Here is a 14,758-nt window from a genome sequence, read left to right as displayed (position 1 = left end):
CCACCCAGGCCCGCAATTGCGGGCCTTCTTCTTTCTGGAGCACTACATGTCGAAATCGACCTCCTTGCTGGCCCGGCTCTTCAGTCGTGGCCAGGGCGGCCCGTTGGTGTCGCAGATTTACTCCCGCGCCATCAACCGGCCTTTGTTGGTCGAGCCGGGCATGGCGGAAACCCTGATCGACGGTTGGCTGCATGGCCGCGTCGATGCTGGCCCCGCAGGAGAGCCTCGTGAGGTGATGGAGAAAGTGGGGCACATCGCAGTGCTCGACGTCTCCGGTCCGCTGGTGTCGCGCCTGGCCGACGCGCCGGCCTGCGGCGCCGCCCCGGTCAGCTACGAGGGCTTGATGCTCGCCTTCGACGACCTGGAAGCCGACGCGAACATCACTCACATCGTCCTCCGGATGGAAACGCCCGGCGGCGAGGCCGCGCAACTGTTCGACACCACCGACCGCATGGTGGAGCTGCGCAAGACCAAGACCCTCATCGCGATGGTCGACGACTACGCCTACTCGGGCGGCTACGGCTTGGCCGCTGCCTGCTCCGAAATCTGGCTGACCCGCACCGGGGGCGTCGGCAGCGTCGGCGTGGTGATCGGGCACAAGGACGTTTCCGAGAAGAATGCCAAGGAAGGGGTGAAGTGGACCTACGTCCACTCCGGTGCCATGAAGGTCGCCGGAAACCCGAACGAGCCGCTCTCCGACTCCGCGCGCACCTTCATGCAGGCGGAGTCCGATCGCATCCACGAGCTGTTCACCAGCAGCGTGGCGGCGTACCGCGGCATGGATGTCGCTGCGGTACGGGGCACCGAGGCTGGCTTGTTCTTCGGGCAGGCTGCCATCGATGCCGGCTTGGCGGATCACTTGGGCACCTTTCGTGAACTGATGACCGAGCTGCAGGGCGGTACCTACACCCGCCGTCGAGCCTCCATCCAGTCGGGAGCTGCGGCCGGTGTCACCGCGCAAGAGCCCGAGAAAGAGGACGACGAAGTGTCCTCCAGCACGGCTGAGATCGAGGGCGCAGCGACCGACGATGATGCCGCTGGAGCTGCTGCCTCTGCTGCGGCGGCTCAAGAGCAGGCCGCCGCGGAAGCCGCAGCCAATCAGCCTCTCGACCCTGCACTCCTGGCTGAGCAGTGCGCCTCAGCAGGCCTCGGCGACATGACCTCGTTGGCGATCCGCGAGAAGTGGACTGCGTCTCAGATGACTGCAGCTGCCGACGGCGCCAAGGAGATCCGCAACCTGTGCACCGCCGCCGGCCTGCCTCAGTTGGCCACCGGTTACATCAATGCCCGGGCAGGTGTCGAGGTGGTGCGCCAAGAACTGGCGAGCCGCCTGGAAGGCGGTTCCACGATCAGCAGCCGCCAAAAAGCGGATGCCAATACCGGGGCGTCTGCCTCCGGCTCCATCTATGCCGCGACCTACAAGCGGCGCAACGCGAGGTAAGAAGAGATGCCCGTACTGAATGAATCCCGCCGCGCCGGCGACTTCGTGCTTTCCGAAGCCAACGGCAACCTGTCGCGCGACTCGATCGTCATCGACACCGGCGTGCACTTGCCCGGCACCGTGCTCGGCAAGGTCACCGCCACCGGCAAGCACGTCGCGCTCGCGCCGGCCGCCACCGATGGCAGCCAGAACGCTGCAGCGGTCCTGCGTGCCCATGCGGACGCCACCGAAGGCGACGTCAACGCTGTGGGCTACACCCGCCTGGCCGAAGTTCGCGCCGACATGCTCGTTTGGCCCGCCGGCATCAGCGACGAAGACAAAACCGAAGCGCTCCAGGCACTAGCCGGCGCGTTCATCCTCGCGCGCTGATTCCGCCGCGACCTGCCCCCTTTCAGGAGACCGTTTACATGGCCCATATGGACATCTTCAACAACGACGCTTTCAGCGTTGCGTCCCTCACCGCCGCCATCAACCAGCAGGACTATCAGCCCGGTCGCATCGGCGCGCTGGGCCTGTTCCAGGAAGAAGGCGTCACCACCACCACCGTCACCATCGAGTACAACAAGGGCAAGATTTCCCTTGTCCCGGTCGCTCAACGCGGCCAGCCGGTGAAGCCGGCAGAGCGTGATGCTCGCTCGCTGCGCTCTTTCACTGTGCCGCACCTGAAGGTGGGCGATTCGCTGCTCGCCGACACCATCCAGAACCTGCGCGCCTTCGGCAGCGAAAGCGAGCTGGAAGCGGTGCAGAACGTGGTGAACCAGCGCCTGGCGAAGTTTGGCCGCGATCTCGAAACCACCCTCGAATTCCACCGTATCGGCGCAATCAAGGGCCTGATCTTGGATGCCGACGGCGTGAGCGTGATCTACGACCTCTACGACGAGTTCGGCATTGATCAGACTGTCGTGTCCCTCGGCTTGGCAACCGCTAACACCAACGTCCGTGGCAAGGTCATGGACGCGAAGCGCAAATCGGAAGATGCGCTGGGTGCCGCGATGGTGACCGGGTATCGCGCATTCTGCGGCTCCAGCTTCTTCGACGACTTCACTGACCACGCCAAGGTCGTGAAAGCCTGGGAGCGATATAACGAAGGCGAGATGCTGCGCAACGATGTGCGCGGCGGCTTCCTCTTCGCCGACGTGCTCTGGGAGGAGTACCGCGGCAAGGTTGGTACCGAGGCCTTCATCGGTCCGGACGAGGCCTACCTGGTCCCGGAAGGCGTCGCCGACCTGTTCATCACCCGCAACGCCCCGGCGGACTACATGGAGACCGTCAACACCCTGGGCCTCCCGCTGTACTCCCGCCAGGAGCCGCTGCCGATGAATCGTGGTGTCGAGCTGGAAGCGCAGAAGAACCCGCTGAACCTCTGCACCCAGCCGGCGGCGATCATCAAGCTGACCAAGTGATGGATCGGCGGCAGCTGAAGGCCAGGGCGGCGCGGGACATCCTGCGTCGCCTCGGCGAGATCGAACGCGGCCGCTACCACGACTCCACCCAGGCACCGGTCGACGGCCTGCAGCTGATCGTGCTGCATGACGTCGAGCGCGTGGGGCCGGAGGGCGTGCTTTCCATTGACCAGACGCAGATCAGTGTCCTTGCAGAGGAACTGGCGAAGGTTCGCCGGGAAGGCACCTTCACCGTATACGGCAAGCGCTGGATCGTGCTCGAGCAAGTTCGCAACGACGGAACCATCGTCACCGCGGCAGTGAGGCCAGCATGAGTGGAGTGAAGGTCAGCCTTGGGGGAATCAAGGAGCAGCTCGTCCGATTGGACGAACTGCCCAAGAAGATCAACCGGGCGGCGTTGATGGCACTGAACGACACCGGCGAGAACTTGCGCGCCCAGATCCTGAAGGAGATGGGTGAAACGGTGAATATCAAACGGCAGGTCTTGCGCGATCGCGTCCGCCTCACCAAGGCGCGCCGCCTCGCAGATGCCGTGCGGATTTGGGCGCTGAAGCGAGGGCTGGTGTTGAGCCACTTCCCGCACAAGCAGCTCTATGGCACTCGCAAAAAGGGTAAACGGGTTCGTGCCGGCATCCGCGTGAACGTCGGTGGCTCCGAGAAGATCCTGCCCGGCGCATTCATCGTGCCTTCAATGGGGTCGTCGAAGACCGACGGCCTCATTGCACGGCGTTTGGGCAAAGACCGCTTGCCGATCGAGGTCCTTTACGGCCCGTCTCCTTCGCAAATTCTCAATACCAGGCTTCCGGATTATCGAGCCGAGGGGGAAAGGGTTTTGCTACGGGAAGTCCTGCGTCAACTGGAGCGTGCTGACCTGTGAACGCGAACCCTCTCAATCAGGCCGACCAGGCCCTGCGTGATCGACTTGCGCAAATTACCCCTTCCAATGGCTATTTCACCGACATTGGCACTCGCATTCGCTTCGGCTTCGCTCAGCAGGTCATCGACGACGAGGAAGCGGTTTATCCGACCATCGTCATTCAGCCAGACGAGACACCACCTCCGTTGCTTGGTGGTGCGCAATGGGCGGTTCAGCTAGGCCGAAAGGTTATTGCCCTAGTCGACCCCGGCGATCCGGATGAATGCCTGGCCGCGCTGAACGACGTTCATGCCGATCTTCTTCGAGCCCTTGCCGTGCCGGAGGGCACCATCAAGCCCTGGGGAAAGAAAGGGCCGCACAAGGTCACCTTCAAGTCCTCCAACCAACTGCTTCCCGATACCGAGTTGCCCAAAGGCGTCGCCGCGATTCCGCTGCAGCTTTGGGTGGTTCTCGGCTGAACACGAAACCCAACCACCGGCCGCTGGCCGCGAGAGGAACCCCCCATGGGCCAAGAGAAAGAAACGTTCATCATCGGCGGCTGGCTGAAACTGCGTAAGGCAGGTACCAATGCCCCGTTCCAGAAGGTCGGACTGGTCAGCACCATCCAGCAGACCATCGAGTCCAACGACATCACGCTGGCTGACACCACAACGCCGCAGGGTGGCGAATATGATGCCGTTGCTCGCATCACTGGTGTAAGCCTGGCGATCAACTTCCGCGAACTGTACACCTGGATTCTGGCGGCTCTGGTCTGGGGTTCTGCCAGTTCGGTTGCCTCCACCACAATCACCGATGAAGAGGTCACGGCGGTGCCCGGCACCACGGCGGTTCTCGACGAAATGCCGCTGGAAATCACCGAAGTGACCAACGAGGCGGGCACCACGACCTACGACGAAATCGACGACTACGTGATGACCGGTTCCGGCATCGAGTTCGTCGAGGGTGGCGCCATCAGCGCGAGCACCGTGGTGAAGGTGACCTACAAAACCGCGGCGGTTGACGTGGTCGAAGCATTGACCAACAGCGGCGAGACCTTCGAGTTCCTCTTCGAGGGTGAAAACGCCGCCGGCACCCAGAAGCGTATTGAATGTCGCTACTGGCGTGGACGCCTGAACCCCGCCAACCAGCAGGACTGGATCAATACCGAGGACTTTCTGCAGTCGCAGGCCACTGCGAAAATCCTTTCTGATCCGACGAAGCTCGGCGCCGGTAAGTCGAAATACTTCCGCATCAAGAAGGAAAAAGCTGCGGCGTGACGCTCTGGCCGCGCTTCGGTAAAGTCCCTCCCGTCATTGAACGGGAGGGACCCTCTTGCGCTGCACAGAATGTGATTACGTCCGCCGGCCTGGGGAATTTGGACCTGGAAGGGATATTGGTCGATGCCCGGAATGTGGGGCTTACTACCACCTGCAGAAGCGCACCGCCGCGGTTATGCCAAAGGCGAAGTCCAAGGCGAAGGGCTGGATCATCCTTGCAGGCTTTCTGGTGGTTCTGGGGTGGTTGACATACCTACTGCTTCCGAAATCACCGGCACCGGTGGCGGCGAAGTTCGAGCCGGCGGCCGAGCCTCAGAGGCCGGCAAGCTATCTCGAAGTTCCGAGCGACCCCCGTGGACAGTACACGGTGCTCGGCGTCAGTAAGGTCGACTACTCCCACGTTCAGATTGACACTTTGCGAGAAGGATCGAGCGGTACCAGCTACTCGCGGCGCCTGGTGGACTGCGGTCAGGCAAAGATCATGTATCTGGGTACTGGTGAGACGCTCCAGGAGATGGAGCGCGAAAGGCCTGACCCGGGTATGGTGCCCATCGTGGAGGGCTCTATTGCCTTCTACGTAGCGAAGAGGGCTTGCCGAGACTCGCCGATACGCAAATACACGCTCGACTGAGCACATTTCGAAGCCCCGCCATTGCGCGGGGCTTCTTGTTTCTGGAGCCTTTATGTCTGACGCCTCTGGCTGCCGCCATGTCCTGATTGATGGGCGGCAAGTGAATATTCGTGAAATGACCGTTGCCCAGGTCCGACAACTGATGGACACCATCACAGCTGATGTGATCGGCGATTCACTGCTTGGCGGTGCGTTGCGCCTGCACGACCTCGCGGTGATGTCATCGCTGACGGCCCAACAGATTGACGACATGACCCCTTCGCAGCTCGAAGACTTGGCCCTGGCCTGCCGCGAGGTGAATCGCCATTTTTTCGGAATGCTGGAGCGACTGGAGAAGGCCCTGGTGAAGCCCTAGGGCGCCTCGACCATACCATCGCTCTATTGGTGCGCGTCGGCCACCAGAACGTCCTTTCCTATCCCTGGAGCCTGTTTCTGCGGGCCCTGAAGGTGTAAGCCATGACTGATGTTGAGCTGCGGCTGACGGCCGATGACGCCGAAGCACGCCGGGCTGTCTCCGGCTTTCGCGCCGAGTATCAGAAGCTGGTCAAGGACGTCGAGCGCCCTCTACGTCAGGTCAGTGCGTTTCGTGATCTCGAGAGCCAGTTGGACAGCGGCTCGCGGACGATTCGCCGGGCGCGCGACCGAGTGCGCGAGCTCGGCGACGAGATCGCCCGTGCGGACAATCCAACCAAAGCGCTCCAGGCTAGCTACAAGTCTTCGGTTGCAGACCTGCAGCGTCTGGAGCGTGCTGAGGCTCAGCAGATTGTGCGGTTGTCCAGCATGCGAGCCGAGTTGCAGGCCGCTGGCGTTGATACCAAGAACCTGGCGGCTGAGCAAAGCCGCCTGCGCGCCGAGCTCGGCCAACGGCAGGCAGCAGGGCGTGCTGACGTAGACCTTTCTGCTGCAAGCGGGACCTTAGGCGTCGACCGTTTGCGCACATTGCAGGCTCAGCTGCGCACGCTGCCTGCCGACTACGCACGTCTCAGCCAAGCTGGATTCAAGTCGGCCGCAGAACAGTCAGCGGCGCAACTCCAGTTGCAGCGCCGTCTGGAAGAGACCAGGCGGGAGATTCAGGAGCTTACCGTAGCCAGTCAGGGCGCTGGACGCGTGCAAGGGCTCATCAACGGGGCTGCCGGGCTGGGTGTCGGCTTCGGAGTGACGGAGGCCGTCACCGCCTACATCAAGGCCGCCGACCAGGTGAAGAACCTGCAGTCGCGCCTTCGGCTGGCGACCAACGATCAAGAGGAGTTCAACACTGCTCAGCGCGAATTGGGCCGCCTGGCGAACGAGAACCAGGCGCCGATCGCCAGCCTGTACTCCCTATATACTCGGCTGGCGCCGAGCCTGACTGAATTGAAGCGGGGGCAGAAGGACCTGCTGGGCGTGATTGAGGCAGTGTCTGCGTCGACCCGTATCAGCGGCGCGAGCGCTGAGGAGGCTGACGCCTCGATCGTTCAGTTCGCCCAGGCGCTGGGCGCCGGTGCGCTGAGGGGGGATGAGTTCAACTCAGTAGCCGAGCAGACGCCCCGCCTGATGCGCGCCCTGGCCGATGGTCTGGGCGTGGCCCGAGGCGCCCTGAAGCAGATGGCCAACGATGGCCAGCTAACTGCCAACGTCGTTATCAACGCCTTGCTGAAGCAATTGCCGAAGCTGCGCGCTGAGGCCGCTGCGCTGGAGAAGACCACTGGCGGACAATTCCAGGTGCTGGCGAACGAAGCCACTCAGGCTGTCGGCGCCGTCGATGACCTGACCGGGCAAACCAAAGCCCTTGCTACTGGATTGGGCCTTGTCAGTCGTGGCCTAAAGGTAATTGGCGACGCCTTCAAGGCCTTCAACAAAGGCGGATTCGGGGCGCTCTTCGAGTTTGACCGGCAGTCCACGCAAGACAACGCCATTGCTGAGGTGGAGAAGTCGATCGCCCGCGTCATGGCCGCGAAGAAGGAACTGCAGGACAACGGAAACCTGAGCATCCTGAATTTCCTTCGCTTCGGCGCTGCCGACATGGCCGAACTAGACCGTCAGCAGGCCCAGTACGAGGAGTATCTCGACAGCCTCAAGGCCGCGCGCCAGAAGGCTGAGAATGACGCCAAGCAGAAGCGGACGGTGAAGGCGGAGGTGGAGGAGGCGAAGGACCGCGAGCGGAACTATCAGGAACAGCTTCGGGCTCTGGATGGGTTTGCTGGCAGCGAGCGCGCGCTACAGGCTGCACGTGAGGCCGGCGAACGTGGGTTCCAGGATCGGATCGACCGCGCCCGGCAGGGAGGTCTGGCCAAGCTGAAGGGCTACCTGAACCAGCAGTATCAGGAGCTGAAGAAGGCCCAGGCCAACTACGAGCAGGTGGTCGGCGAAACCGAAACGATCCTGAAGCCCTTTAAGGACCTGACGCAGTCCTTCAAGGATGGCACCGTTGGGCCAGCGGCATCGGCCAGCTACGGCCAGGTGCAGGATCTGAAGTTGAAAGCACGGTCGAGGATCGACAGCGACCCGCAGAAAGCCATCGAGTACGCCAACAAGGCGCGAGAGGCCCTCGAGCAGTTGCTGTCGGCCGGTGAGAACACCTACGGCCTTCAAGGTGTGGCGGTGGAACTCGAGGACATTGCCACCGCCGCTCAGGAAGTACGGAAGGTCCGTGCGGCTGATATCCAGACCAGCGTTCAAGACAGTATTTCCGAGCTTGTTCGCCAGGCGGATGCACTGAAAAACCTGAGCGTTACCGTCTCCTGGGATCAGGCCAACGAGGAGCAGATCAAGGCTCGTATGCTGGCGCTGTCTCAGCAGATCGCGGAACAGCTCAAGTTCAAGGTGCAGGTGACGGCGCCGGATGTCGACTCGAACGTAGCGAGGGTTACTGCCGACACGTCGTCGCAGCCTGCCTATGCCGATGGGGGCTGGACGGGACCAGGGGCGCGTCTACAGCCGGCCGGTGTTGTTCACGCTGATGAGCACGTCCAGCCGAAGCGCGTGGTCAACGAGCCTGGAGCGCTCACGTTCCTGGAGCGGGTCCGCCGGAATGGCTTCACCAAAACGATGGCTGATCTTCGGTCCCGCTTCGCGAGCGGGATGCCTGGTTACGCTGACGGAGGTCTCGTAGGTGCTGTGACAATCCCGAGCATTCCTGCCGCCTCGTCGTCGCTTGTATCAGGTCCGGTAGGCGAAAGCCTGGGAACAGTCATCCTGAACTTGAATGGACAGTCCTACACCATGCAGGCCGGAGGTGATCAGCTCGCCGCGCTACATCGTGAAGCAATGAAGAAAGGCAATCGCCGCAAGAACTAAGCCCCGCCCTGCGGGGCTTCTCTTTTCTGGAGCACCTGAATGTCTCTACCCATGGTCATGCTGGGCGGCCTTCCCATCGTGCTGCATGCCGGCACGGTAGCCCAGTCCATCACGCCACTGGGCGGCCCGGAAGTTCTCCGGCTCACCAGCGGTGCCGGGGTGCAGCAGACCCACTGGCAGCGCTCGGCGATCGCTCTCAGCGGCTCCGGCTATATGCCGCCAGGGCTGGACGGGCTCGACTACACACAGCCGCTGGAGCTGCGGTGCACCAAGCAATTGAGCATCGTCAGCACCGGCCGCAGCTTCCAAGTGATCGGCACGCCTAGGCCGGACTTCCCTGTCTACGCACTGGCGCTGGTCGGCAAGGAGTGGGTAAGCGCGGAACTGACCTTGACCGGTAGTGCGGCAGAGGTCGCCGAGGTTCCTGGCGCATCGCTCTACCAAGTCCTGTGGATGCCCATGTTCACCGTTTCGGCGAAGCGGCCTCAGGGAGACATGGACCCGGGCAACGGTGCCACGCCTCACGGCTGGCAGATCACCTGCGAGGAGCTGTAAATGCAGATCAACGGCGCCCCGCTGAACTCGTTCGCGCTGAACTCTGCTGGCGCGATCCAGGGCGGCGAGGTTGAGCCAGTGCCGGCCCCTCAGTCGACGCTGTGGTCCTGCCGGATCATGCTGGGCGACGAAGATGTCACCGCGCAGGTTACCGGCAGCATCCGCATTGAGCGAGAGGAGGGGGCGGCCGCCATCGCGGAGTTCTCCCTGTACCTGCCTGAGGCCGTCGTCGACGTGGTCGGCTGGACTGGCCGTGCTGTCGAGATCTACTACCGTGAGACCCTGGACGCTGGATGGCTCGAGGAGAAGAGATTCTCGGGATGGCTGGAGCAGCCGAGCTACGACCCGCGAAACCGTATCGTCTCTTGCGAGGCGACCGACCGCCTACAGGACCTGGTCGAAGCGATGGAGATCGCCGATATCGACGCACTCGTGGGCGGCATCTGGACTGTCGATGTGTTCGAGGCCACTGACGGGCGAAGTCGCTGGGACTATGCCGGCGAGCGCCTGGCGTCCGTTGCTGGCAGCCTGGATCGCTCCGTCGCTGGCGCGCTTCGGTTGACGCCTTGGGCTGCGCAGGCACCCCTGAAGCGGTTCGCCTCCGGCACAACCATCGACGGCTCCCTGTCTGTGGATATCGCCAAGCTGTCTGACCGCGTCAACCAAGTCGAACTTGACCTCAAATATCGGTTCAGCCGCCTCCGCGAGAGGCACCAGGCTTTCAATTGGGAGCATCCGGATATTCAGGGCTGGTCGGTGGACAATGGCTTCTGTATCTGGCGCGCCAACTCCACAGAGCTGCCAACCATCGACATGCTCGAGGAGGCGCTTAGCTCGGCTGGGTACAACCTGCTCGCCGGTGCGGAATTGCTAACGGTGCCGCTTTCCGGGGTGTACTGCGACCCGCCGCAGGCCTGGCGCAACGACTTCGACAACCTACTGCTGGCCGCCGACGTGGTGGGGGGGATGCGCTGGGTGCAACCGGTCACGGAGAGCTATGCGCTCACCGTTGTGGCCTCGGAAAGCATCGCCCAGGCCGGGCCGGTGCTACGGAGAGATGGTGCTTCACTGGAAAGTGAGCTGGCACGAGCAGATGACTGGGAGTCGGCCGAGTTCACCGGGCCGGAGTCAGATGCAGCCCAAGACGCCATTGGAGATTATCTGGTCGACCTACGTGAGACGGAGAGGCTGGAGCTTGTCGCGTCATGCATTCTGTCTGGAGCCCGCGTTACCGCTCTCGGTTCGCACCGCGGAAACAAGGTCTCGTGGCAGGTGCCGACCTCCATGGCGCTTGGCATTGACCTCGTGCACACGTTGCTCATGGAGGACCGCATTCGCGCCCAGGGCAAGGTCTTCTCCCTGATCGACGAGTACGACATCGAGGGGCAGACAGCCATCAGCACCATCACCCTGGCCATCAGTCGAGGCGGTGGCACGATTGACGATCCGCTTACCCTGCCGCCTCCGCCGAACAGCGAGGTAACAGGTGAGGTGCCCGAGCTGATCCAGCTGCCGACCCAACTGCGCGGTCGCGGCCTGATGACCTACGACGATGAGTTGGATGGGTTCGCCGGCAACTACGACGAGTTGGATATTGGCTCGCCGCCGGACGCCTTCCCGCGCCGGCACCAGATGACCGCGCCGGAAGTGCCGGCCGAGCACCGTGACGAGTTCACCGCTTCGACATCGCGAACCTACAGGGTCGCCATCCCCAACGACCTGCTGGAGCTGTAGTCATGACCCTTGCCGATGAGCGCCGCGCGATCGCTGGCGGGATAACGGCTGCCCGCAAGTCTCAGCAGCTGGTGAGCGACCTGCAGTCGCTCGAGAGCCAGCGGCGGAAGATCGGGGAGTTGAACGAGCTGGAGCGCCGCGGTTCCCGGCCGGCAACACCGGGGCGCGCGGTGTACAAGGCGCCGTCCTCCACCAGCTCCGGCGGCATCGCGAGCCCCCTGGTCGAGAAGACCAAGGCCGAGGGCGCCTCGCAGGTGCCAGACCGTGACTACTACGCCGACGGCCTGACCAGTAGCGACGGCCTGCTGATCCTGCCGGCGATTAAGACGCTGCGGATGACGGACGCCAACGGCGCCGACGTTGAGTTCCAATTGGCCGATCCGAAGGGGACCTTATGACCGTACCGCCCTGGGGCTGGCCGTGGCACGGCCGGCTTGATAGCGACGGCCTGCACCTGCCCAACGGCATGCTGATCAACACGATCTACATGCCCGGCGACATGCCCTGGCTGACGTATCGCCACCAGGTGCCCGGCATTGCCGAGGTGGAGCGCAGTGAGGATGAATTGGCCGCCGACCAGGCTGCCGGCCGGGAGTGGCGGAATCAGTCGATCCTCTGCGGTCGGTACTTCAACCTCTACAACCGCGACCTGGGAGGCTGGGTCTACAGCGCGCCGGACGGCAGCAACTGGACTATCAACCTGGAGGGGCAGTCGGCCACCCTGTTCGGTGTGCTCGGCGGCAAGCAGGTTGTTCGCTCGATGCCGGTCACCTGGCCGGAAGACCTCGGGCAATCCACGCCGGTCATCTCCGGTGCTGTGGTGAAGCGGGACAACGCCCCTGTGGATATCTCGCCGGACGGCTCCCGCGCGGTGCTGATGCTCTACATGGAAGACCCGGATAGCACCATCGCGCCGGGTGTGAGGCCAATTCCCCTGGGGTTCCTGCTGGTGACCGTCACCGGCGATCGCCAGACAGGCTTCGCCGCCGAGGCCTCGGTGTTGCGCACCAGGCTCCAGACGCTGGGCACGTACATCGGGCAGGACGCCTATTCCGGCGAGCTGCGCGAGTCCCGCTGGACGGTGGGCCCGCCGTACCCGCACGACCCGGAGAACCCGGTGGTGGTGGACCGGCCGGCGGCGTCTGATCCTCCCGGTACGGTGTATGCAGGCATCGACGTGAACGGCCAACTTGCCCGGTATGCGGTTCGGGAGGGGACGCGGACAGACGCGGTGCAGAACAAGATCCTGGCCGTGTGGTTCAACGCCGCCGGTGAACTGGTGGACTGCACGCTGGATTTCCAGATCCTCTACGCCTGGAACTACCCGGCCGCCGCGTTCAACGTCGGGCCGTCGCCCACCTCGATCACCCGCACCACCTCGAACACCACCACCTACACCCTAACCCTGAAGGTCGGCGGCGAGCTGGCAACGACGATGGAGGAAGTGGTGGTGCACACGGAGCACTGGGAGAACCAGGCTGGCACCGTCGAGCAGACGGAGACGCTCAACGGCGAGGACGTGACGGGGCAGTTCAACCCCATCGCGGGCACCTGGGCACCGGTGCCGTTCGACTTCACGAACTGGACGCAGCAGCAACAGTGCCTCATCCGGTCGCGCCTGCGGCCCTTCGACTGGGTGCGCTACTCCAACAACCTGATCGGCCTCTATGTCCGCGTGCAGCCGGATGAGCTGTATATCCAGCACTACCGCGGGCCAGCGGCGCCAGTCGCTGGCGGGGAGGCCTACCAGGTCCGGCGCGCTGACCTGGAAGAACCCGACTCGATCTTTGGGCCGTTGCGCTACGGCTCACTCAATCCCATTACCGGGGAGCACACAGCCCCCAGTGACGGAAACAGCATCTCGACTTGGATGTGACCCATGCAGCGCTTCGTAAACAACTTCTTTGCCCAGCTTACGGACGGGCTGGCGGCTTCCGGTGCCGTGCTGCCGATCTCGGCCGAGGCGGCCGCGAAACTCACGATGGGCGCAGGCGACCACTACCTCCTGACTCTGGTCGGCACCCTCGATCCCAGCCAGCAAACTGTCGTGGAGATCGTGAAGGCCACGCCGGGCGCTGGTGGGGCCATCGCGATCGAGCGCGCCCAGGAATCGACCGGCGCCGGCAGCTGGCCCGCCGATACCTGGGTTTTCTGCGGCATGACGGCCGGCACCCTCGGCGGACTGTTCAGCACGCTGGCCGCCCAATCGGACGCCATCGCTGACCAAGCCGAACTGATTGGCCTGCTGCAGGAAAGCATCTCCGGCCAGTCGGCGTTGATCAGTCAGATGCAGGGCGACATCTCTGAGCAGTCGACCATGATCGGCCAACTGCAGGACAGCATCACTGACCAGTCAGTCCTGATCGGGCAGCAGCAGGGCGTCATCCAGGACCTGCAAGTTCGGGTTACCGCGCTTGAGGGCGGAGGTGCGCCGGACGGCGTGTTGATTGATGGGACAGGCAATTACCTGGTCGACGGCCAGGGCAACTATCTGAGTGGAGCATGACATGGCGAACGTCCAACACATCGTTACCGGGGCAGGCGTCCCGACCAGCGCGCCGCCCGCAGTGGGCGCTCATTACATCGACACCACGAACAAGAAGAGCTACGTCTCCACCGGCACCGCATCTGCCTCCGACTGGGGGCAGCCGTTGCAGACAGGTACGTTGCCGATCGTCACTGGCACGACGGCGCCCAGTGCGGCCCCTCCTGCCGTTGGTGCGCACTACATCAACACCACGGCCAAGCGCACCTATATCGCCGTCGGCACTGCCTCCTCGACCGACTGGCTGCCGCTGGTGACTGGCGCCGCCTCGGTGGTGGTCACCGGCACAGCGGCGCCGAGCACCGCACCGCCATCGGTCGGCGCCATGTTTGTGGACACCACCGGCAAAGCTGTTTATCTGGCCACCGGTACCGCATCGGCGGCTGACTGGGGTGCGCCTGTATTCACGGGTGATCCGCCCGCCGGCGGAGGTGGTAACGGCGTCGAGTACGCCCTGACCACCGACGAGTTCGCTCCTGGCAACACGTCGGCAATCGCCTGGCCAGCAGGGCAGACGGCACTCCAGATCAGCGCGGGCGGTGCTAATACCACGTTCACAGTGACCATGCGCAGCATGGGGGCCGAGGATAACGTCCATGAACTCCTGTTGTTGGTGAAGGGCTCACCGACTCAGAAGACGCTCAAGATCATCCCTGGCGTGGACTTCAGCACCTCGACTCATTCGGTGTATGTGGTACCGGAATCGGCGGGCACGCCTACCGACGCGGGCGACAACTCCTACACCTTCCCGATCGCGAACAGCATTAACGTGTTCCGCTTCGTTCGCTCCTACGACAACACCGTGATCATCCCGCAGCTGCAGCCCAGCGAATAGGTCCAGCATCACGTCACGACGTCCGGCGGCAGCAAGATGGTCCGGGAGGATATGAGCGTGAACACCTCGGGCGGTACCTCCGTGGTGGCCGGACAGAATGCCTTCGTCAGCGCTGCCAGGTGAGGGGGCGTCTCTGAGCTTGCCTCAGTGCGACTTTGAGATTTAGGGGGGGGAGGGACGGCAGCTACCGACCCATAGCGGACGC

Annotated in this window: 16 protein-coding genes; all 16 read left to right on the top strand. The window is 63.5% G+C overall.

From position 1 onward, the window contains the following. Positions 1-46 precede the first annotated feature (46 nt). The gene (locus ACNFH5_RS18175) at positions 47-1,441 is read left to right on the top strand and encodes a S49 family peptidase (RefSeq protein WP_416748291.1); all 1,395 of its coding nucleotides are present in this window, start codon (positions 47-49) and stop codon (positions 1,439-1,441) included. A 6-nt stretch (positions 1,442-1,447) separates the two neighbouring features. After that, on the top strand, positions 1,448-1,810 hold the full coding sequence (locus tag ACNFH5_RS18170) for a head decoration protein (RefSeq protein ID WP_416748290.1): 363 nt from the start codon (positions 1,448-1,450) through the stop codon (positions 1,808-1,810). Positions 1,811-1,848: 38 nt separating this feature from the next. Then, on the top strand, positions 1,849-2,844 hold the full coding sequence (locus tag ACNFH5_RS18165; RefSeq protein WP_416748288.1) for a major capsid protein: 996 nt from the start codon (positions 1,849-1,851) through the stop codon (positions 2,842-2,844). Continuing rightward, the gene (locus ACNFH5_RS18160; protein WP_416748286.1) at positions 2,844-3,158 is read left to right on the top strand and encodes a hypothetical protein; all 315 of its coding nucleotides are present in this window, start codon (positions 2,844-2,846) and stop codon (positions 3,156-3,158) included. Before ACNFH5_RS18165 ends, ACNFH5_RS18160 begins: the two co-directional genes overlap by 1 nt. Further along, positions 3,155-3,721: a phage tail protein gene (locus tag ACNFH5_RS18155; protein ID WP_416748284.1), complete on the top strand. Its 567-nt coding sequence runs from the start codon at positions 3,155-3,157 to the stop codon at positions 3,719-3,721. Before ACNFH5_RS18160 ends, ACNFH5_RS18155 begins: the two co-directional genes overlap by 4 nt. Next, on the top strand, positions 3,718-4,179 hold the full coding sequence (locus tag ACNFH5_RS18150; RefSeq protein ID WP_416748282.1) for a hypothetical protein: 462 nt from the start codon (positions 3,718-3,720) through the stop codon (positions 4,177-4,179). Before ACNFH5_RS18155 ends, ACNFH5_RS18150 begins: the two co-directional genes overlap by 4 nt. A gap of 45 nt (positions 4,180-4,224) precedes the next feature. Next, positions 4,225-4,977: a hypothetical protein gene (locus ACNFH5_RS18145; protein WP_416748281.1), complete on the top strand. Its 753-nt coding sequence runs from the start codon at positions 4,225-4,227 to the stop codon at positions 4,975-4,977. Positions 4,978-5,152: 175 nt separating this feature from the next. After that, positions 5,153-5,608, top strand: a complete 456-nt coding sequence (locus ACNFH5_RS18140; RefSeq protein ID WP_416748279.1) for a hypothetical protein — start codon at positions 5,153-5,155, stop codon at positions 5,606-5,608. Between the two features lie 52 nt (positions 5,609-5,660). After that, positions 5,661-5,963 carry a hypothetical protein gene (locus ACNFH5_RS18135; protein WP_416748277.1) on the top strand — a complete coding sequence of 101 codons (303 nt, stop codon included), beginning with the start codon at positions 5,661-5,663 and terminating at the stop codon, positions 5,961-5,963. Positions 5,964-6,064: 101 nt separating this feature from the next. Continuing rightward, complete coding sequence (locus tag ACNFH5_RS18130) at positions 6,065-8,884, top strand: tape measure protein (protein ID WP_416748275.1); 2,820 nt, start codon at positions 6,065-6,067, stop codon at positions 8,882-8,884. A gap of 39 nt (positions 8,885-8,923) precedes the next feature. Beyond that, positions 8,924-9,439, top strand: a complete 516-nt coding sequence (locus tag ACNFH5_RS18125; protein ID WP_416748273.1) for a hypothetical protein — start codon at positions 8,924-8,926, stop codon at positions 9,437-9,439. Further along, on the top strand, positions 9,440-11,173 hold the full coding sequence (locus ACNFH5_RS18120) for a hypothetical protein (protein WP_416748271.1): 1,734 nt from the start codon (positions 9,440-9,442) through the stop codon (positions 11,171-11,173). 2 nt (positions 11,174-11,175) lie between these two features. Then, positions 11,176-11,571 carry a hypothetical protein gene (locus tag ACNFH5_RS18115; protein WP_416748269.1) on the top strand — a complete coding sequence of 132 codons (396 nt, stop codon included), beginning with the start codon at positions 11,176-11,178 and terminating at the stop codon, positions 11,569-11,571. Further along, positions 11,568-13,049: a hypothetical protein gene (locus tag ACNFH5_RS18110; protein WP_416748267.1), complete on the top strand. Its 1,482-nt coding sequence runs from the start codon at positions 11,568-11,570 to the stop codon at positions 13,047-13,049. Before ACNFH5_RS18115 ends, ACNFH5_RS18110 begins: the two co-directional genes overlap by 4 nt. Positions 13,050-13,052: 3 nt before the next feature. Then, entirely contained in the window at positions 13,053-13,679 is a 627-nt protein-coding gene (locus ACNFH5_RS18105; RefSeq protein WP_416748265.1) for a hypothetical protein, read from the top strand. A 1-nt stretch (position 13,680) separates the two neighbouring features. Beyond that, positions 13,681-14,553: a hypothetical protein gene (locus ACNFH5_RS18100; RefSeq protein ID WP_416748263.1), complete on the top strand. Its 873-nt coding sequence runs from the start codon at positions 13,681-13,683 to the stop codon at positions 14,551-14,553. Positions 14,554-14,758: the final 205 nt, after the last annotated feature.

This window comes from Pseudomonas sp. NY15435 (genome assembly GCF_048068295.1).
In the GTDB taxonomy this organism is placed as follows: Bacteria; Pseudomonadota; Gammaproteobacteria; order Pseudomonadales; family Pseudomonadaceae; genus Pseudomonas.
Note: the sequence above shows the minus strand (reverse complement) of the source record. Positions and strands in the feature narration are given on the sequence as shown.